We start from the raw sequence: 20174 nt of genomic DNA on the forward strand, positions 1-20174 counted from the left end.
CGTTCCACGCTCGTCGACGAGGTCGCCGTCAGTTCTCGGATCCGTCCTCGATCTCGATCGCCGGCCGACCGGGCTCGGCGTTCTTCAGCACGCTCTCGTCGACGGCCTCGGCGCGGCGAACGGTGACCGGGGCCTCGAACTCGCGCTCGAGCAGCCACGCGGCCGCCTCGAGGGCCTCGCGTTCCGCGTCGGGCCCGAGAGTCGTCGACAGCGCCTCGCGCTCGGCCTGCAGGTCCTGGCCGTAGTCGGCCGCGGCGTCGCCCTGCTCGCGGATGTGGGACTCCTGCATCAGTTCGCCGATCAGGTTCGGCGCATCGCTCTCGACCGCGATCTCTAAGGCGTCGTACTTCCAGTCGGGTGCGACGACGACGTCGATCGCCTGCGGATCTTCGATGCCGGCGACGTCGACGATGTCGCGGACGTCCTCGCGGGTGTTCTCGACCAGCTGTCGGCGTTTCCGGACGTGATCGCGGTCGATCTCGGCGGTCGGCCACTCGGCCTCGGCGGCGAACCCGTCGTAGCCGAGCTCGTCGTACAGCTCCTCGGCGATGTGGGGCGCGACGGGCGCCAGCAGCCGGACGACCGCCGACAGCCCTCGCTCGTAGGTGTCGGCGTGTGGCTCGGCGTACTCCGCGTACTGTCTGAGCGTCCGAACCAGGTCCTGGACCTCTCGCAGCGCTCGGTTGAACGTCAGCTCGTCGTACTTTTCGGTCGCGATGGCGACCGTCGCGTCGATCTCGCCGTCGACGTAGCTCGCGACCGCGTCGTCGTCGCCGTCGGGATCGTCGTACTCCTCGACCATCCCCTGCAGGCGCGTCAGGAAGGCGTACGTCGAGCGCACGCCCTCCTCGCTCCAGTCGAAGTCCCGCTCGGGCTGGGCGGCCTGCATCATGAAGAGGCGGGCGGTGTCGGCGCCGTACTCCTCGACGATCCGCTGGGGCGAGACGACGTTCCCCTTCGACTTGGACATCTTCTCGCCCTCGAGCTGGACCATCCCCTGGGCGAGCAGGTTCGTGAACGGCTCGCGGTGCTCGAGGCCTTCGTGGTCGGCCAGCACCTTCGTGAAGAACCTCGAGTACAGCAGGTGCATCACGGCGTGTTCGATCCCGCCGACGTACTGGTCGACGGGCATCCAGTCGTTGGCCTGCTCGAGGTCGAAGGGGGCCTCGTCGAGCTCCGGCGAGACGTACCGCAGGAAGTACCACGAGGAGTCGACGAAGGTGTCCATCGTGTCGGTCTCGCGGGTGGCGGCCCCGCCACACTCCGGACAGGTCGTCTCCTTCCACTCCTCGGCCTCGTCCAGCGGGTTGCCGGTCGTGTTGATGAACTCCGGCAGTTCGACCGGCAGCTCCTCCTCGGAGAGGACGACCGATCCACAGCCGTCGTGGCAGTGGACGACCGGGATCGGCGTCCCCCAGTAGCGCTGGCGGGAGATCCCCCAGTCACGGAGCTGGTACTGAGTGGTCCACTCGGCGGTGTCGATATCGTCGGTCAGCCGTTCGCGGGCGACGCCGCTCTCGAGGCCGGAGTACTCACCGGAGTTGACCAACACACCGTCCTCGGTGTAGGCTTCCTCACTGACGTCGGGTGCCTCGGGGACGGTCTCGCTGTCCCAGTCGTCCGGCTCGGGGGCGATGACGGGAACGATCTCCTCGTCCATCTTCGTCGCGAAGGCGTGGTCGCGTTCGTCGTGGCCCGGGACGGCCATCAGCGCGCCCGTCCCGACGTCCGAGAGGACGAAGTCGGCGACGTACACCGGGATCTCCTCGCCAGTGACGGGGTTCGTGGCGGTCAGGTCGGTCTCGACGCCGTTTGGCTCGTCACCCTCGGGGTCGGCCTCCTCCTCGACGAAGTGGTGAACGTCCTCGTCGGTCTCGGCCACCTGCTCGCTGATCGGGTGGTCCGGCGCGAGCGCGAAGAACGTCGCGCCGTGGATGGTGTCGACGCGGGTCGTGAACGCCGTCACCGAGCCGTGGCCCTCTATCGAGAACTCGAGTTCGGTCCCCTCCTGGCGCCCGATCCAGTTGCGCTGCATCTGGCGCACCGAGTTGGGCCACCCCTCCAGCTCGTCGATGTCCTCGAGCAGTTCATCGGCGTACTCGGTGATCTTCAGGAACCACTGCTCGAGTTCGCGCTCCTCGACCGGCGTATCGCAGCGCCAGCAGAGTTCGGCCTCGCCCTCGACCTGCTCGTCGGCCAGGACGGTCTCGCACTCGGGACACCAGTTGACCTCGGCGTCGCGTCGGTCGACCAGCCCCTCCTCGTGGAACCGAGCGAAGAGCCACTGGTTCCACTTGTAGTAGTCAGGGGTGCAGGTGGCGATCTCGCGCTCCCAGTCGTAGCCAAAGCCCATCGACTCCATCTGGCCGCGCATCGTCTCGATGCAGTCGAACGTCCAGTCCCGCGGGTTGGTGTCGCGCTCCTTGGCCGCGTTTTCGGCGGGGAGGCCGAACGCATCCCACCCCATCGGGTGGAGCACGTCGTCGCCCTGCAGCCGTCGGAACCGGGCGTAGGCGTCCGTGATCGTGTAATTGCGAACGTGGCCCATGTGGAGCTTCCCCGACGGGTACGGGTACATCCCGAGGACGTACGTCGGATCCTCGACGTCGTCGGGCGTTCGGTAGACGTCCGCCTCGTCCCACGCCTCCTGCCAGCGTCGTTCGACCGCCGCGTGGTCGTATCCCGCGTCGCTCATCTGTTTATATACGTGTGGTAGCGTCGTCGTCGTATAACTTTCTATACAGTCTCTGGACCCTCATCCGGACTGGCGGGTCGAAAAACGGTGTTCGCGGTTGGTCGGCTCGGTTGCTCGAGACGTCCGAGAACGGAACGCCTCGGGGGCGACTACTCGATGTCGATCGCTCTCGAGTCGTCGCCGCCTTCGACCTTCGGCAGTCGAACGGTCAGGACGCCGTTCTCGAAGCTTGCCGATACCGACTCCTCCTCGACCGGGTCCGGAAGCCGGATCCGACGGTTGACCGACGTTCGGGTTCGTTCGCGTCGGATATACCGCTCGGAGGCGTGCTCGAGTTCGTCGGCCCGATCAGCCTCGAGGCGAAGCGTTCCCTCGGCGAGGGTGAGCTCGATGTCGTCGGTGTCGTAGCCGGGCAGGTCGGCCGTGACGACGTACTCCTCGGCTCTGTCGGCGACGTCGACCGGCACCGAACCCGGCACCTGAAGCCCGCCGCTGCCCATCCCGCCTTCGACCTGCTTGCTGACGCGGTCGAGCATCTCCTCGATCTCCTCGAAGGGGTTTCGTCGCATACCTCGGCGTAGGTGCTCGACGGGGATAAATTCTGCTCGGAACGGAGTTCGAAAAGGACCACGCGAACAGGTGGCTCGGCTCCTCCGTTTTCCTTGCTCCGATCTCGAGGAGGCGTGGTCCGTATCGTCGTGCTCGGCTCTCGACACGCGATACGCCGTCTGGCTGATCACCGGACTTGCTATCGTCCCGCGACGTCAGTGCGTTCTACGTCCGAGCAGATAAATACTGTGCTTGGTATACTCACGCATTCGGCGCGTCGGTTCGCCGAGAATCGTCGTGTCCTCTCGAGACAGCTACAGCGGCGGCTCTCGAGGCCACGGTAGAACAGCACGGGAGGAACGGCTACTCCGGGAGCGTCACGCGTCCGTCCTCGAGCGCGTCGAGCAGCACCTGTCGGGCGTGGCCGTCCGGGTCGACGTCCTCGTAGGCGGCTTTGACCTTGCCGTCGCCAATGAAAAACGTCGTCCGCGCGGTCGCGCCGTTTCGAACCTCCACGTCGAACGCCTCGGCGAGTTCGGCGTCGGGATCCGCCAGCAGGTCGAACTCGAGTCCCTCCGACTCGCAAAACGACTGATGGGAGTCGACGTCGTCCGTCGAGACGCCGTAGACGTCGACGCCCGCCTCGTGGTAGGTCTCGAGTTCGCGCTGGAACTGGGTCGCCTCGGTCGTACAGCCCGGCGTCTCGTCTCGCGGGTAGAAGTAGAGAACCGTCGGACGGTCGAACTCGAGGACGACCTCTTCGCCGTCCTGGTTGCGCGCGGTGACGGTCGGTGCGTCGTCGCCTGCGGTGAGTGCCATACCCGCAGTACGGTGGGAGGGTGAAAAACGATTTGGACACCGACTCGCGAACGCTACGAGAGGTCGGCGTCGCGAAAGCGGAGGTAGCCGACCGCAAGCGGGAGGACGATCCAGAACAGCAGTACCGCGGCCAGGAACAGCGGTTCGTGGACGAGTGCCTCGGTCGTGCCGGACGGTGTCTGTTCGGTCTGTGTCGCACTGACTCCTTCCTCCGTCGCGGTGATGGCGATCTGACTCGCCTCGGGAAGGAACACGTCTCCGCTCGTACTCATTGCCGTGAGGGGGTTGAGGTGGTCGACGACGGCGATCCAGGTCGGCGGGTCGGCGCCCGGAAGGCTTCGAGTAACCGCGTAGTAGAGCCCGTCGACGACGTACGACCAGAGGACGGTCGCGAGGAGGTACCCGCCGAGAGCGACGCTGATCGCTCTGGTCCTGGTCTCGGTGACGGCCGAAATCCCGACCGCGATCGAGACGGTTGCCGCCGAAAGGGGGAACTCTTCAACAATACAGGGTTCATCAGGAACTACGATCACGAGGCCCACGCTTCGCTGTATGACCGACCTTCGACCCCATAAGGGTTCATCAGGAACTCTCGGGGATCTGGGAGTCACGGCGCTGGTACTCAAACCTTCGACCCCACAAGGGTTCATCAGGAACTGTGGGAACCCGGTTTCTGGCTTCTCGTCGAGAATCCTTCGACCCCACAAGGGTTCATCAGGAACATCTACCTGAACCCGGAGTGAAATGGACGTGTGCACCTTCGACCCCACAAGGGTTCATCAGGAACCCAGTCGACGTTTTCGTATGGGTTGTTCAGTATCTCCCTTCGACCCCACAAGGGTTCATCAGGAACATCTTCCTACGTTTCTTTGAGGGTAACCCGTAGCCCCCTTCGACCCCACAAGGGTTCATCAGGAACACGTAGGCAAATGGCCCGTGAGTTGGTTGATTCGGACCTTCGACCCCATAAGGGTTCATCAGGAACAGGGATGTAATGACCTTACATCTTGGTGTTACGGAACCTTCGACCCCACAAGGGTTCATCAGGAACCCTCACCAATTGGTTCCGATACGTTTGAAATCCACACACCGGGCCCTTCGACCCCACAAGGGTTCATCAGGAACCATTGCAAAAACCGAGTTGTTAGCGCCTACAATACCGTTACTCGAACTACCTCTATCGTCGACCGCTAATACCCGATTTCACCCGGGGGGTCGACATAACTGTCTGATGTCTGGCTTTGTATTGGGCTTTAACGTATGGAAACGTTTCTTTTTCCGTTTTCGCGGGTAGTTGGAGAACTACCCTTAGTATACGGTGGGGTGCCTGCTCTTGGCGTGACGGGTTCCTTCCCGCATGGAATAGGCCATGCATCTATGGATTATAATTTCCGGGACCTCGTCGGACGAACGTCCTGTGCCCCAACCACTGTTGGTGTAGTACTGCCTCGAGCCGGGCGCTGTCTATGCGCCGCTTTTCGCCTATCTCGGCGGAGTCCCGCGGGCGAAAGGTCCACGCCCATGCATCCAAGCCAGGGACGCCCGAGCCGAGCTTATCGGCGGGCAGGCTCGTACCGAGTAGCATCGACTCGATACGCGCGGCGAAGTGCCGCGTTGCGGAAACTGAGATATACCCAACTCCGCTTACTCATCGGTTTAGCAACAAACCACAAATAACTATTGGTGTCGAGTACAATTAGTGATATATCAGACAGTCGCCGGTGACACAGACCAATGAGTGAATCAAATCAAGCCGATCTCGAGGAGTTCACTGCCGGAACGACGACTGAGACGGTCGTCCAGACAGTCGTCCTCGATCTCGAGACGAGCCAGCAGAAGACCGAGCGCGTTCGGGCTGGCGTTGAGGAGTTTCAGGCGATGGCGGGGTACATGGCCGATATGATGCCCTCAATTCCAGAATGGGAGTGGAGTCCACAGAACAACACACTCTATCAGATGGTGACGCGAGAGTTCGAGGATCGAACAGTCAAGGCTACGACTGCCAGAGAGGCAGCACAGCATGTTGCCGAATCCTTCTCGTCCTGGCGTAGTCGCGGGAAAGACGGTAATCGACCGCAGTTCGGTGGGGGAAGCTATCTTGTTCTCTCACATCAGGATTTCGAGTTGGTCGAAAACGAACGAGGATATGGGCTGAAGGCGAGTTTCATTCCCTACAAACCAGTATGGTTTCATATCGAGCCAAACGGCTATCAACGGGATTATCTCGAGCGAATTTTCGAGGACGATGCCGACACTGGTTCGTGTGAACTCCACGTCGAACCGGACGGATCGGTTCGTGCCCATCTGGTGGTCAAGTGGGACGTCGAGGTCTACGAGCCAGCTGACGTGACGACGACCGTCGGTGTCGATATCGGTGAAAACGTGATCTACGCCGCAGCCGTGGTCGACGGGGACGACGTCGAGGACGTCGTAGTCGAACCGGGACGAGAGTTTCGCCACTACCGAGAGCGACTTGAGGACAAGCGAGAGCGACTGATGGAACAGGGTGATCTTCGCGGGGTACGGCAGACTCGAGGTGAGCGCGAGCGGTACACCGAGCACGTTCTCAATACGGCATCTCGAGAGATCGTCGATCTTGCGAGTGAGCATGCGCCGTCTACGATCGCGCTCGAGGAGCTAACCGGGTATCGTGAGACAGTTGCTGATCCAATTCACGACTGGCCGTACGCTAAGTTGCAGGAGATGATCGCGTACAAGGCGAAAGCTACAGGTGTTCCTATAGAAATGGTTGATCCCGAAAATACCAGTATTACCTGTCGAAAGTGTGGACAAACGAATCGTGAGTATCGTAATGGGACGGAGTTTTCTTGTTCACGTTGTGGATATGAAATTCATGCTGATGTGAACGCAGCCATCAACATCGCTCAAGTGGAGAAAACATAGTTCGTTCTTGTCCTACTTATTGATAGAAATGATAGGTCTATCTTTACGCTTAAGTATAGTATGAGGGATTCTAGAGAGATTTATTGTTGAGTGCGAATATATTGCCTCTAATGGCCTCTATCCTCACTTTTCACTTTCACCTTGGTGCCGGCAATTTAAATATGATTGCTCTCCACTGATAGGTTAGAGTATGACAGGAAAGATTTGGGGCCTTGATCTCCGAATTTGGGATGTAAAACGGGGCAGCGCAATGTGGGCAAGTGCGGCAAAAAGGGATGTAATAATCGACTTGGGTGCGAGCAATTTTTCACCCATTGAGCATTTAGAAAGACAGTCTACTGTATCATCCCTTGATTATATGATCATAACTCATCCACATAAGGACCATATACGAGATATTGTCCAATATGAGAAATCCGATTTTCAAGTTCCTCTCCTATGTCAAAATGAGGCAACAGACCCACTGCTGGAGGAGCGAATTGAAGAAGAAGACGACGAATCTTATCTTAACATCGCAAACACATACAGAGAGTTTGTGAGTCGATTTGACCAGCCAGCTGTTGAAGACCCCTCATCTGAGGACTGGGCACAAGGAACAATGTTTTCGAACTATCATCTCGACAGTGATGATGTTTCTGGCAGTATTTTCGATCGATTAAACAACTTAAGTATTATTACTGTTATTGAGCGCTATGGATTTAAACTTGTAACAGCGGGAGATATTCTTGAAGATGGGATCAATACTGCGATGAAAGACACCGAAATTATGAATGCAATCGAAGACGCAAATATTCTAGTCGCTCCACACCACGGGAGGAAAAGCAGCTATGTTAGTGAATTCGTTGACCATATTAATCCAGAAATAGTGCTTATTTCAGATAAGTCTGATGACGGTAATAATGCGGGTGGCTACTATACAAAACCAAATGGAGTTACTGTACTTGATGAACCAGACAACGAGACTTCCGAGCGTAATGTCCTCACTACGCGCAAAGATGGCAGACTTCGTGTTCGTGCAAACCACGAAGATGATTGGCAGGTGTCATTCCACGATCAATTTGCCAATAAAAAGGCCAAGGGGAAAATGGCCAAAAGAAACTACACCCGGTTTTGAGAGCTATAGGATTAATGGCAATTGAGAGGCCTCTACAGGTTCTTAACCTGTATGACGTTCTTACCGATTTGATACCTGGTGCTGCCTTTTTACTATTTATAGCTATTTTATTTCCTGTAGAAACTCTCCCCATCTTCGAAGCATCTGGAGCAATGATACTCATCACGGTAATTGGATCGTTGATTCTTGGTCATATGATCCAATGGGTTAGAGGGTGGGAGTGTCTTTGGAAACAGCCAGATGTGTTCCAACATACAATGCGACAAATACGACTGGAATCTGACCTTTCGGCCCCGAGAAGGGACAATAATCCAAACAACACGGAAAATTCACTCCCGATGAGTACAGTACGATATCAGTTCTTAACCCTCGTTGATGAGATATTTGAACTTGATAATACTGTGTCAGACACTGAACGCTATCAGATCGTACTTAGTTTCCTCGAAACACGACCACCAGTCCGTGCACTTCGTTTTCAATCGCTTTATTCATTTTATCGAAGTATGGTTGTGACTTCATGGGCTATCTTGACAATCGGTGTGGTTGCAATTGGATCCTTTCTGCTAGGATGGATTCCTACTCGTCCCCTTCCTGTGCTAATCTCGGTAGTTCTACTTGGATTAATTCTTGCCGTAGTAACCCGGGAACGCCGTGATAGATTCGAGAAAACGTTTGTAGGCTATGCTATTCGTGAATTCTATTCTGAGCAAAAGATCAACGAGAACTAACTAAACTACGAATCTCGGATTATATTGCTTACTCGACGACGTGCTCGAGATCGTACGAGCCGAGCCGTCGCACCCATCCCTTCTCGGCTAGCTCCTCGATGTCCTCGAGCGCCTCGATCGTCCGGGACTCGTACAGCCCCGCCTCGACGTCGATGTGGAAGACGTAGTCGCCGAGTCGCTGCCCGCTGGGACGGGATTCGACCCGCGAGAGGTTGATGTCCCGCTCGGCGAAGGGCTCGAGCAACTCGAGCAACAGTCCGGGGTAGTTCGCGTTCGGGTAGACGACGAACGTCGATTTTCCGCCGCCCGTCGAGCGCTCGTCGGCGGGCGCGAGCGCGAAAAACCGCGTCGCGTTCGAGTCCTGGTCCTGGATGTCCTCGGCGAGCACCTCGAGTCCGTTCTCGATGTCGGCGTTCGCGGGGTGGCCGATCCCCGCGATCGAAGCGTCGTCGCGGGCGAACTCGACGCCCTGAGCAGTGCTGGCGACGGCCTCGAGGGTGGCGTCGGGATACTCGCGCTCGAGGTAGGAGCGACACTGTGCGAGCGCCTGGGAGTGGCTGGCGATCGTGTCGAACTCCGGCCCCTGGGCGAGCAGCGCGTGGCGGATCGGCGTGACGATCTCGCGGACGATCGCGACGTCGTACTCCGCGACGGCGTCGAGGCTCTCCGTGACGCTGCCCTCGATGCTGTTCTCGATGGGGACGATACCGCGGTCGTACTCGCCGGTCGCGACGGCTTCGACGATCGAGGTGACCGACTGTCGGAACCCGATCTCGTCGTCGTCGGCGATCGCGCTCGCTGCCCGGTGCGAGTAGGTCCCTTCGGGACCGAGCGTGACTGTACGCATTGGCTCAGTCTTTGCCGGACCGCGCCAAAAGCGCGTCGGAGCGGACGCGTTCGGTCCGGCCGACGCTCGGCTCGAGGACGGATCCGGAACCCGGGTCGCGACCGAACGCTCGAGTGGCGGTTCGGGACGGCGTCCTCGGCAAAACAATCGGTTCTCGGACGGCTACTCTTCGAGGTGGTCGATTCCCTTCTTGGCGACGTTTGCTTCCGTTATCTCGTCGGGCATCCAGTCGGGTTTGTCGTCGGGAGCGGTCTCCTCCCAGGCCCAGCCGTCGTAGATGTGGACCTTGTCGGTGCCTTTCTCCCGGAGCCGGAGCTCGACGCGGTCGGCCGCGTCCTCGCTCGAGCCGGGCTCGAGTCGGCGGGCCGCCTTGAGTGCCGCCTGGCGCGGCGTGTTTCCCGAGAAGACGCTCGTCTCGTCGCCGCCCGATTCTCGCAGCGCGAAGTTTCGCTTTCCGTCCTCACGTACCATAGTTTTAGCCTCCATGTCAGTTCTGCACACGATCAGACATAAAGATATCCCCCAAAATCGACGGACTGCGCCACTATGTTTAAATGATCCTGTCGGATCGGTCCGGTCACTGCTCCACCCGGATCTGTGCTACGTCGCGGTTGCACGGGGAGATTCGGATCCGAGGCGAGATCATTCGCTGTGTCGTAGAAAACACTTAAGTATATCCTACGGCGAAGTGCGACCTAGAATCCCGCGATGGTCCGGAAAAAGAAGCTGAGTCCAAGCGGTGCGAAAGACGAAGACGGCAACTATCACAACGTCCATCTAAACCTCCACGAGGACGAACTCGCAGTCGCGGGTATGGATATCGGCGACGAAGTTTTCGTTCGCGTCCGGGACGGGAAGATCATCATCCAGAAGGCTAACGAAGAAGAGGTAGAGCACGAGTTCTAACCGACCACTACATCGTTCCGTTCCCGTTGTACTGCTGTTTCGGTTCGAGATTTTCTCTCGAGTATCTCCCCTGGAAGGATCAGCGACGGTAGCCGGCCGACAGCTACGAAGCCCGGTCCGCTCATAGAACGATCCTTTCGAGGGGTTAACTTAACCGAACTGACAAACCCTTAGTTCAGGATCGTTGTCTACCTAAAGATACGTGTAGCAGAGAGACTCTCTCTTCCCTGAGTTTATATACCCAGCATCATTGTTGATATTCTGGAGGATAGCCCCTCATAGAACTCAAATGACTTGGAATCTACTCGCTGCTGACTCGGACGAAACCGACGATCGCCTTTCGGCCGCTCGCTTCGATGAGGCGGATATCGACCGCCGAACGTTCCTCTCGCTCTCCGCGGCGACGGGTGCGGCACTCGCAGTACCCGGAACTGCAGCGGCCGACGTAACCGGGGAACCGATGACCGACGAGTACGCCTTCGTCGTCAACCACACGCCCGAAGCGTACGAGGCCGCGACCCTCATCGAGTTCGCCGATCAGGACGGTCTCACGGCTTTCGCGGACGCGTACGAGGACGAAACCGAGGACGAAGATCTCGAGCGCGCGCCGAAAGCGGTCACGCGGGACTCGCCTTCGCCTGCCGCCCACGCACACCTCACGGCCGACGAAGTCGAGGACGTTCTCGAGTTCGACGGAATCGAGCGCATGGATTTCTCTCCGGGCGCGAACCCCTGGTGGAAACTCGAGGCGCCCTACGAGGAGGGGGTTTTCCCGCCCGTTGAAGAGGCCCGGGAGTACCTCGCCTACGAGGAGACCACACAGGCACTCGAGTACCTCGAAACGACCGCTTCGGACCGGATTTCCGTCGAAACGGTCGGCCAGTCGCCGGGATGGGAGAACCGATTTACCGGCGAGGAGTCCGACCCTCGCGACATCTACGTCGCCGAAGTGACGAACGACGTTCACGACGAGTCGTCGTTCGCGGCCAAGGAGAAAGTCGTCTATTCGCTGAATATCCACGGCGACGAACGTGCGGGAACCGAGGCCGGCTGTCGGCTGCTCGAGGAGATCGCGTTCGGCGAGGCCGAGGCGTTCGAGCCGCTGCTGGACGATGTCGTCCTGTTGTTCCTGTTTACCAATCCCGACGGCTGGGTCTCGCGCAAGCCCCAGACCCATATCCCGTGGGTCGAAGAGCACGACACTAACTTCCAGCGCGGAAACGCGAGCCAGTTCAACGAGCAGCCGGTCGACACGAATCGTCAGTATCCAACGATCGGGTGGACCGACCCCAACTTCCGGCCGGCAGAGCCCGACGGTGCGCCCGAGGAGTTCCACGACCTCGTTCCCGACTCGCTGGCGATCGTCGACCACTTCCGGGGGTACGATAACGTGGAGTTCCTCTGTGACTACCACGGGATGTACACCGCCGACCACATGGTGTTCAATCTCGAGACGAACGCGCCGTTCGATCACGACGGGACCCACGATCTCGACGAGGTCAACATCCGGATCGGCGAGGGAATGCACGATTTCTGGGGTGATATCGGTGCCATCGCCGACGACATCGAGACCGCCAGCCAGGAGATGTACGATGAGTCGTTCGTTCCGGACGGAGACAGCTACGAGGGGCTGTTCGACTGGGGAACGATCTACGACTCGTTGTCCTACCAGATCACCGGCGGCTTCCTCTGTTGGGCCGGTCAACCCGAGGCGTTCGGTGGCCTCGGCGCGATCACGGTCGCTCCAGAAGTAATTCTCTCGAACCACTCCGAGGACGCACAGAAGGAGTGGAAACCGTACTGGACTCGCCACTACGAGGAGGCTTACCGCATCTCGATGCGCGAGTACGCCGAGATGGCGGCCCAGACGACCACTGCGACCATCGCCACGGGAGACCAGGATACGGCCTACGTTACGACGGACGCGCTGACGCGGTCCTCGGCCGATCTGCCACACACGGATACCGGTTCCGGCACAGATCCGTCCGGCGACGGCCACGGCTCCGGGGCCCGCCGGAGCCACGACGTCGTCCAGCCCGGTCCCGGCGGAAGTACGCGAATCACGGCCGAAGCCACCGACGCCTCGCAGTCGATCTTCATCCACCTCGAGGGCGTCGGAAACGCGACCGAGGGAGTCGTCAGACTGCTCAACCCTGCGGGGAAGGTCGTCCGCGAAATCGACCTCGAAGCGAAGGCGGATCCGAACGACTCGACGGTCCGAAAGCACGACTACGAGGATATCTGTATCCGCCACCCCGAGACGGGTCAGTGGGACGTCGAGATCGAAAGCGACGCAGAGATCAGTGCCAGTCTGACGACCGTCGACGCCGAGAACGGGATCCCCGATCCCGAGGAAGTACTGGGGTACGAACAGCGCGAGTACCTTGTCAATCCGATGCAGTTCTTCGCCGATCTCGAGCCGTACCTCGAGGACGGCGACATGGACGGCCTGCGCGTTCACGACGTTCGTATCGGACGACTGCTCCGGGGCAACTCCGGCCAGCGCCACTATGATAAGCTCGTCGTCTCGCACGACGACGGGATCGACGACCCGCAGTACGTAGAGGCGATCGAGGCGTTCGTCGAGGCCGGCGGCGACCTCGTGCTCACGGACGCGGGCGTGAACCTCCTCGGAGCGCTCGAGGTCGGCAACGCCGCGTCGATCGCAGCCGACGACGTCCGCAACGTCGAGATGCAGTTCGCGAACCTCGAGGACCGAGCGTTCGACCACCCGCTACTCGCCGGGATTCGGCCGCGCCAGCAGGAGATCTGGAAGGGGTCCCAGCTAGGATATACGACCGACGTCGACCAGCCCGCGACGACCGTCGATCCGGACGCGTTCGCCGACGCCGGCGGTTCGGTCGCCGGGACGTTCGCGGAGTACGAAGACGGAAGCGAGGAGCCCACCGGGACCGGCGTCGGTGCCGGAATCCTCTCGGCGGACGGGGCCGAAATCGCCGTCGTCGGATCGGTCCTCCCCCCGGCCCAGCAGACGGAACTCCACCCGTTCGGGATGGCAGATTACGCTGTCTCCTTTATGGGTCACACGCTGCTGTGTAACGCACTTGGCTTCGAGCAGTGCCGATACGCCGAGGGAGAGCTCACGAGGACCTACGGCGAGATCAGATAGCGTCAGGTCGGGACGACGACGGGGCTACCGTAGGGCCTCGAGGTCGAACTCGAACGCCGCGACGGGCACCTCGAGATCGTGTTCGACGATCACCTTCGGGTGGATCTCGCCGACGACGCCGACGGGTTCGCCGTCGATGACGACGTCTGCCGCCCGACCCGAAATGAAGCTCGGATGCTCCGTAGCGGGCGTCTCGAGGGCAACGTCGAAGTCCCGAGCTAACGCCTGGAGGCGAGCCTTGGCGTCCTCGTAGCCGGCCTCGTGATCGGCGAGGACGGCGCCGACGTGACGTCCCTCGCCGACGCCCGTGTTCTCGGTTTCGTCGAGTTCCGCTGCGAAGCCGACCTCCGAGAGGTGTTGCGGGTACGCGCGGTGGGTGTTGTTCTCGAGGACCTGGAGCAACGAGGGCAGCGTCCACGTCCGCAGCATCGTGTAGTCCTCGCTGTAGGGCTCCTTGATCGTCGCGGGCTCGCCCGCGCCGTAGACCTCCTCACCCGGTGAAACGCCGAGGCGCTCGTAGTTCTGTTCCTCGTCGATCATGTGGAAGTTGAGCATGTCCTCGAAGCCCAGTCCGACGAGCTGGGTTCGAGCCGCGCGCTCGAGCCGGGACCGTTCGTGGCGGCCGCCGACGGTACCGACCTCGGGGTAGCGGGGCTCGAGGTCGTTGAACCCGTAGGCCCGTCCGAGGTCGTCGATGACGTCGAGCGGGTGGAGCACGTCGACGCGGTAGGGTGGGATCGTCACCTCGTAGACGAGGTCGCCCGTCGACGCGGCGTCCTCGGCGTTCGACTCGTCCGAACCTACCGGGCCGTCCCGTTCCTCGAGTCCGTCTCGGTCCTCCAGAGGCGTGATGGAACTCTCCTCGTTACCCGTCGCTTCGTCCTCGCTTCTCGCGGCGTCGAGCCCCGAGCGCTCGGCCAGATCGATCACGTCGTCGGGGTCGAGATCGATTCCGAGAAGCGTCTCGATGCGGTCGTGGGCGACCCGCTTCGTCTTCGTCGAGAGGTCGGGGCGCACCAACTCGCTGTCGGGGTACTCGACTCGGACGTCCTCGAGGGTCGCACCTCGTGCCGCCAGCGCGTAGCAGACGATGTTGAGCATCTTGTCGATCGTCCACTGATCGGTGCCGGTCATCTCGACGAACAGATCCCGGGAGTCGGTCGAGACCTCCGTCCGCCGGCCGTTGATCACCGGCGGGAACGAGAACAGTCCGATATCGTCGTAGATCGCCGGGTAGCGCTCGTACTCGCTGACGAGGTCGGCGTACTCGCGGCCCGTCTGGTGCTCCTCGAGCACCTCCGCGGGCGTCAGCTCGGCGTCGGAATCGAGCGGGACGAACCGGTCCTCGTCGGGCTCGACGCCGACGTATCGGATCGTTGGACTCCCCTCTGTCGCAGCACTGCCCTTCAACATCGTCAGATCGTGGATCCCGATCGCGCCCTTCGCGCGCTTGCGGCCCATCGTCGCGTGAAGCTTCTCCTGGAGCTGGATGAGCGAATCCAGACCGTCCTCGTCTAAGTCGACGTCGCGGATCACCGCGCCCGTGACGTACGGTCGCTCGTCGGGGACCGACTCGTCGACCTCGATGGTCCAGTCAGCCGAGTTGGTCGACGGGACGTGAACCCCTCGAGAATCGCCGTACTGGTACCGCATCGAGCGCGCGACGCCCTCGACCGAGAGCCGATCGAGGCGGTCGGGCGCGAACTCGAGTTCGAACTCGTCCTCGTCGGTCCAGCCCTCGAACTCGAGGCCCAGTCCGAACAGGTCCTCCTGCAGTTCCTCGTCGCTTTTCTCCTCGCGGCCGGTCAGCTCGCGCAGTTCGTCGGGGTCGATATCGACGGTTGGCATCAGTAGGTCACCTCCGCGTTCCGCAGGAACTCGAGATCGGCCAGCGTCCCGTGGAGGTCGCGGATATCCTCCGCGCCCGTAGTCAGCATGGCGAGGCGCTCTAAGGCGAGTCCCCAGGCCATAACGTCGCAGTCGACGCCGAGGGGCTCGAGCATCTCCTCGCGGAAGATGCCCGAATTGCCGATCTCGATCAGTTCGCCCGTCGTGGGGTGGGTCCCGAAGAGCTCGAAGCTCGGTTCGGTGTAGGGGTTGTAGTGGGGCTTGAACTGGATATCCTCGATGCCGAACTGGGCGTAGAACTCCTCGAAGGTGCCCATCAGATCTCGCACCGAGAGGTCCTCGGCCATCACCCAGCCCTCGATCTGGTAGAACTCGAGCAGGTGGGTCGCATCGAGGGTGTCGTTGCGGTAGGCCTTCTCGACGCTGAAGTAGCGGGCGGGCGGCTCGATCTCGCCGATCTCGGTACCGGAGAGGTACCGCGTGGAGAGCGACGTCGTGTGTCCGCGCAGTGCGAGCGCACGGGCGAAGTCCTCGTCCCAGGGCGAGTGGTAGCCCTCGCCGTCCTCGCCGACGCCCTCGCGGTGGGCGCGCTCGACGCGCTCGACCAAATCCTCCGGGAGCTCATCGATGTGGGTCGGCTGCTCGAGGGCGAATCGGTCCCAGTGGGTCCGCGCCGGGTGATCCTGGGGCATGAACAGACAGTCGTTGATCCAGAAGTCCGCGTCGGCGTGGGGGCCGTCCATCTCCTCGAACCCCATTCCGACGAGGACGTCCTTGACCCGCTCGGACATCTCCCGGAGGACGTGGACGCGCCCGCCCTCGACCGTCTCGGCGTCGGCCTCGACGTTGTACTCGGCGAACTCGACGTCTTCCCACTCGCCGCTGGTGAGCAGCTCGGGCGTCACCTGGCCGACCGTCTCGGCGGTCTCGACGCCGGCCATCAGCTCCGTGACGCCCTGTTCGGTGAGCTCTACCTCGCGAGTCGTCGTCTCGGAGACCTCGACGAGCCCGCGGCGCTCGAGCTGGTCCAAAACGTCGTCCGCCTCGAGCGTCCCCTCATCGGCGAGCGACTCGAGGGCGTTGCCCTCCGGATCCGCGGCGGGATCGGCGTCGGAGTCGGCCGTGATCTCGCCGCCCTCGATCGACCCGTACCCCTTCCGGGCGTAGTTCGAGAGCGCGATGTCGACCTCGGCTCCCTCGAGTCCCGAGGTGCCGATAACCTGCCCCATGGAGACGGGGTCGGCGTCGGCGCCGGCCTCGAGGGCGGCCTCGTAGAGTCGCACCTCGGGCAGACGGTCCTCGACGTACGTGCGTCCCTCGTCGGTGAGCGAGATCGTTTCATCGACGCGTTCCGTGACGGCGACCAGTCCCTGCTCCTCGAGCTCGAAGGCTGCCCCGGTGACGGTTTCGGGCGGGAGGTCGGTCGCCGCGGCGAGGGCGTCGACGGGCGTCGCCTCGTCGGCGTTCGCGGCCTCGAGGACCGCGACCTCTGATTCTGGTAGTTGCATTCGCTTGTCTGAATGGCTGTCGGTCGGTCAGTTAGCGGTTCCGACTCCGTTCGGCGCGCGCTCCTCGATCGGACTACCCGACTCGAGCGTCGCTCGAGGGCACGACGGGACGCGGACGGTTTCGCCGAGGGCGATCGGTGTGATCGTCCTCGAGTCCACCGGCCCGACGTTAGTCGGCGAAAAAGAAGCCGAACCCCGGAGCCGTAGCTGACTGGCGGACGACACGCCGATCGCGGGGTTCGGATGCCATGTGCGAACGATTGCAACGGGGGTGCAAAAACGTTACGCGCCCCTCCCTCGTCGTCGCTCGTTCTGCAGATCGTGGTGTTTCAGGTGACAGCACTACTCCGAAAGCCCCGAACCCCTTTCACTCCCACCCGGTGGTGGCTCGGTAGGGGTGCCGTTGCGGTGCAAAAGACGGCTCCTGTGGGCTCGGTCAGGCCTTCCGCGGCGACTCGAGTTCGATGTCCGCCGCCTCGAGCAGCTCTTCGACCTCATCGCGTTTCTCCTGGTGTTCCTCGAGGAACTCTTTCATGAGCTGGGCGGCCTGTTCCTTGCAGTCACCACAGAGCCGTTCGCCGCCGACGCACTCGTCGTACACTCGCTTGGCGAACTCGTCGTCGTCGCCCGCGAGCAGGTAGGCGTACAGCTCGTAGACGGGACACTCGTCGGCCTTGCCGCCCTTCTCGCGCTGCTCTTCGGCCGTTTCGCGGCCCCCGGTCGTCGCGGATTTGACCTTGTCGTACCCCGTCTCGGGGTCGTCGAGCAGGGAGATGTGCGAGGCGGGAACCGACGAGGACATCTTGCCGCCCGTCAGCCCGGTCATGAAGCGGTGGTAGATCGATGACGGCGGGCGGAAGCCGTAACCGCCATTGTCGACCTCGATCTGGCGGGCCAGCTCCTCGGCCTCACTCACCTCGAGTTCGAAGGCGTCGATATGATTCTCGTAGACGCGCTTCTCGCCGTCGATCGCGTCGATGAGTGCGTCGAACGCCTCGTCGGTCGCCCGGCGGTCGAAGAAGCGAGTTCGCGGGCGGACGGGTTCCATACCGGCTTCCTCGAGCTTCGTCAGCACCGAGCTCAGGGTGTCGGCGGGGACGTTCAGCTCCTCGAGGGGCGTCTCTTCGATCGCCTCGGCGACGTGGACACACCGAAGCTGGTCGTCGTCGAACTCTGCCGGGTCGAGCTTCTCGTGAAAGTCGGCGACGAGGTCGCGCTCCTCGGGCTCGAGCTCGAAGCTCGCGTAGGCCTTCGAGACCTTGAAAAAGCGGGTGCGCTCGGCGAGGTCGCGAGCCAGGCGAACGTGGGGATCCTGGTCGGGACCGACGGGGATGACGGTCGGTTTGGGCTCCTCGAGCTGGGGGTAGAGGATGTCGGCCATCTGGGTGACGACCGACTGCATGTGCGAGACATCGGTTTCGCCGTCGAAGCCGTAGATCGCCTGGAACTCCGAGAAGTTGGCGTCGGCGCCGATCTCGAAGGCCAGGTCCTGGACCTCCCGGTTCGTCGACTGGCGGTACAGCGTCCCTTCCTCGGGATCGAACCCGAGTGCGAGCAGGGAGAGCAGGTAGTCCCGGGCGTGCTCGTCGATCTCGTCCCAGCTCATCCCGCGGGCCGAGTTGGCCTCGAGGTCGGCGATCAGCCCGTAGGCGTCGGCGCCCTGCTGTTGGTGCCAGATGATCTCGTCGAAGACGAGCTTGTGGCCGATGTGGGGGTCGCCGGTGGGCATAAAGCCCGAGAGGACCGCGGCATCCTCGCCCTCGCGCAGTGCCTCGGCGACCGGTCGGTAATCGCGGTGGCCGAAGATGACTCCGCGACGCATCAGATAGTGTGGATTCGGCACCTCCTCGAGGACCTCGTCGAACTCCTCGATGCCGAACTCCTCGAACAGCTTCCGGTAGTCGGAGACAGCCGAGGAACCCCACGGATCCAGCGCGACGTCGTCGGCTCCGGCTGCCCCACCGTCCGCGAGCGGTTCTCCTGACTCGGACTCCTCGACTGGCTCGTCTCCGGTCATTAGCTGCGTTTTGGCGCGCCAGCGCGCAAAAGGCTTCGGCTTCGACTTCGCCGCTGGACGTTCGTTCGGACCGTCGGTGACCTCAAGTACGCATGGAGCCGACGGGACGTAGATGGACGTTCGGATACTCGGAACCGACCGCGAGATCGACGCCTCGCTGATCGACGCCGACGAGGGGACGATCCGCGACCAGCTACGCGAGTACGAGGTCGGCGAGCGCGAGGCGTTCGGCCTCGATATCGAGTATCCGGACGATTTCACCGGAGCCGTCATGCGATCGATCGCGGCGATTCCGTTCGGCGAAACCTGAACGTACGGCGACCTCGCGGTCGACCTCGAGACGGCACCGGTCGCCGTCGGGCAGGCCTGCGGTCGGAACCCGATCCCCGTCGTCGTCCCCTGTCACCGCGTCGTGGGTCACGACTCGCTCGGCGGGTACGGCGGCGGCCTGGAGCTGAAGCGGCGCCTGCTCGAGCACGAAGGCGTCGCGATTCCCGAACTCGAGTACCGGTAGCGCAAACTCGAGTCTGAACCGGTCCGTTCGGTCGTGAGGCACCCGCGGTGATCACCGCTCCCGCCAAAAGGACCATTAGTGACAACGACAGTTCAAATTACGATGAGCTATCGGGATCGTTTCCGTCCACACGTCGTCGGGGACGGACGGAACGGCGGACGTCTCCTGTTGGCAGTAGTTGCCCTCTTGTTGCTCTTCTCCGGTGGGTTCGTACTCGACGTAGTAGATATCGACCTTTCTCTTGGCTGGATCGCAGTCGCGCTCGGGATCGCTATCACCGCAGGAGCGGTACGGGCGGGTCTCGTCCCGACGATCGGTGCGCTGTGGCTTTTCGCTCTCTGGTGGTACGTCTTTCCACCACTGGTGGGCTATCTCACCGGAAACTGGGCAACGGGCTCTCGGTACACCTACCCTCGGCTGTTGGACTACGGGTATACCTCGGCGTACGACGAATTGGTCGGTGGGATCGAAAGCGGCGTCGGGTTCGGTCTCGCGTTCGCGATCGTCGTCGGAACGGTCGGATACATCGCTGGAACCGCTATCTCGTGGTATTCAGCACGCTAATCGTCTCGCCTGTCGGCAACGGTCGCGGGAT

At 61.6% G+C, this 20174-nt stretch carries 14 protein-coding genes, 2 pseudogenes and 1 CRISPR repeat array; of the genes and pseudogenes, 7 read left to right on the forward strand and 9 right to left on the reverse strand.

Going from position 1 to position 20174, the window contains the following annotated elements:
* Nucleotides 1-28: 28 nt before the first annotated feature.
* From leuS to QA609_RS12680, 4 genes and pseudogenes are all read right to left on the reverse strand, one after another.
* Nucleotides 29-2695, reverse strand: coding sequence for a leucine--tRNA ligase (leuS, locus tag QA609_RS12665; protein ID WP_278302976.1), 2667 nt, complete (start codon nucleotides 2693-2695; stop codon nucleotides 29-31).
* Nucleotides 2696-2844: 149 nt separating this feature from the next.
* Entirely contained in the window at nucleotides 2845-3264 is a 420-nt protein-coding gene (locus QA609_RS12670) for an Hsp20/alpha crystallin family protein (protein ID WP_278302977.1), read from the reverse strand.
* Nucleotides 3265-3607: 343 nt separating this feature from the next.
* On the reverse strand, nucleotides 3608-4063 hold the full coding sequence (locus QA609_RS12675) for a peroxiredoxin (protein ID WP_278302978.1): 456 nt from the start codon (nucleotides 4061-4063) through the stop codon (nucleotides 3608-3610).
* 53 nt (nucleotides 4064-4116) lie between these two features.
* Nucleotides 4117-4533, reverse strand: a pseudogene (locus QA609_RS12680) (ABC transporter permease subunit); the annotation flags it as partial.
* 24 nt (nucleotides 4534-4557) lie between these two features.
* Nucleotides 4558-5188: a CRISPR direct-repeat array (repeat unit 30 nt; unit sequence CCTTCGACCCCACAAGGGTTCATCAGGAAC).
* A gap of 609 nt (nucleotides 5189-5797) precedes the next feature.
* Here QA609_RS12680 and QA609_RS12685 point away from each other — a divergent pair.
* The 3 genes from QA609_RS12685 to QA609_RS12695 all read left to right on the forward strand — a co-directional run bounded on the left by QA609_RS12685 (nucleotide 5798) and on the right by QA609_RS12695 (nucleotide 8809).
* Nucleotides 5798-6967 (forward strand): transposase, encoded by a 1170-nt coding sequence (locus QA609_RS12685; protein WP_278302979.1) that lies wholly within the window; start codon nucleotides 5798-5800, stop codon nucleotides 6965-6967.
* 190 nt (nucleotides 6968-7157) lie between these two features.
* Nucleotides 7158-8081 carry a hypothetical protein gene (locus QA609_RS12690; RefSeq protein WP_278302980.1) on the forward strand — a complete coding sequence of 308 codons (924 nt, stop codon included), beginning with the start codon at nucleotides 7158-7160 and terminating at the stop codon, nucleotides 8079-8081.
* A gap of 14 nt (nucleotides 8082-8095) precedes the next feature.
* Nucleotides 8096-8809, forward strand: a complete 714-nt coding sequence (locus QA609_RS12695; RefSeq protein ID WP_278302981.1) for a hypothetical protein — start codon at nucleotides 8096-8098, stop codon at nucleotides 8807-8809.
* 28 nt (nucleotides 8810-8837) lie between these two features.
* Here QA609_RS12695 and pheA read toward each other — a convergent pair whose 3' ends face one another.
* Both pheA and QA609_RS12705 read right to left on the reverse strand, forming a co-directional pair.
* Nucleotides 8838-9656: a prephenate dehydratase gene (pheA, locus tag QA609_RS12700; RefSeq protein WP_278302982.1), complete on the reverse strand. Its 819-nt coding sequence runs from the start codon at nucleotides 9654-9656 to the stop codon at nucleotides 8838-8840.
* Between the two features lie 162 nt (nucleotides 9657-9818).
* Nucleotides 9819-10127 (reverse strand): non-histone chromosomal MC1 family protein, encoded by a 309-nt coding sequence (locus QA609_RS12705; RefSeq protein ID WP_278303015.1) that lies wholly within the window; start codon nucleotides 10125-10127, stop codon nucleotides 9819-9821.
* A 237-nt stretch (nucleotides 10128-10364) separates the two neighbouring features.
* Between QA609_RS12705 and QA609_RS12710 the strand changes: the two genes are divergently transcribed.
* Together QA609_RS12710 and QA609_RS12715 are read left to right on the forward strand one after the other, a co-directional pair.
* On the forward strand, nucleotides 10365-10562 hold the full coding sequence (locus QA609_RS12710) for a hypothetical protein (RefSeq protein ID WP_005555160.1): 198 nt from the start codon (nucleotides 10365-10367) through the stop codon (nucleotides 10560-10562).
* 289 nt (nucleotides 10563-10851) lie between these two features.
* Nucleotides 10852-13692, forward strand: coding sequence for a M14 family metallopeptidase (locus tag QA609_RS12715; RefSeq protein WP_278302983.1), 2841 nt, complete (start codon nucleotides 10852-10854; stop codon nucleotides 13690-13692).
* A gap of 24 nt (nucleotides 13693-13716) precedes the next feature.
* Here QA609_RS12715 and QA609_RS12720 read toward each other — a convergent pair whose 3' ends face one another.
* The 3 genes from QA609_RS12720 to QA609_RS12730 all read right to left on the reverse strand — a co-directional run bounded on the left by QA609_RS12720 (nucleotide 13717) and on the right by QA609_RS12730 (nucleotide 19065).
* The gene (locus QA609_RS12720; protein ID WP_278302984.1) at nucleotides 13717-15540 is read right to left on the reverse strand and encodes a phenylalanine--tRNA ligase beta subunit-related protein; all 1824 of its coding nucleotides are present in this window, start codon (nucleotides 15538-15540) and stop codon (nucleotides 13717-13719) included.
* Entirely contained in the window at nucleotides 15540-17048 is a 1509-nt protein-coding gene (locus QA609_RS12725) for a phenylalanine--tRNA ligase subunit alpha (protein ID WP_278302985.1), read from the reverse strand. Before QA609_RS12725 ends, QA609_RS12720 begins: the two co-directional genes overlap by 1 nt.
* A gap of 436 nt (nucleotides 17049-17484) precedes the next feature.
* On the reverse strand, nucleotides 17485-19065 hold the full coding sequence (locus QA609_RS12730; protein WP_278302986.1) for a tryptophan--tRNA ligase: 1581 nt from the start codon (nucleotides 19063-19065) through the stop codon (nucleotides 17485-17487).
* A 112-nt stretch (nucleotides 19066-19177) separates the two neighbouring features.
* Here QA609_RS12730 and QA609_RS12735 point away from each other — a divergent pair.
* Both QA609_RS12735 and QA609_RS12740 read left to right on the forward strand, forming a co-directional pair.
* A pseudogene (locus tag QA609_RS12735) lies at nucleotides 19178-19579 on the forward strand (methylated-DNA--[protein]-cysteine S-methyltransferase).
* A gap of 168 nt (nucleotides 19580-19747) precedes the next feature.
* Nucleotides 19748-20143 carry a hypothetical protein gene (locus tag QA609_RS12740; protein WP_278302988.1) on the forward strand — a complete coding sequence of 132 codons (396 nt, stop codon included), beginning with the start codon at nucleotides 19748-19750 and terminating at the stop codon, nucleotides 20141-20143.
* Nucleotides 20144-20174: the final 31 nt, after the last annotated feature.

It is taken from the genome of Natronococcus sp. A-GB7, from assembly GCF_029688865.1.
GTDB lineage: Archaea > Halobacteriota > Halobacteria > Halobacteriales > Natrialbaceae > Natronococcus.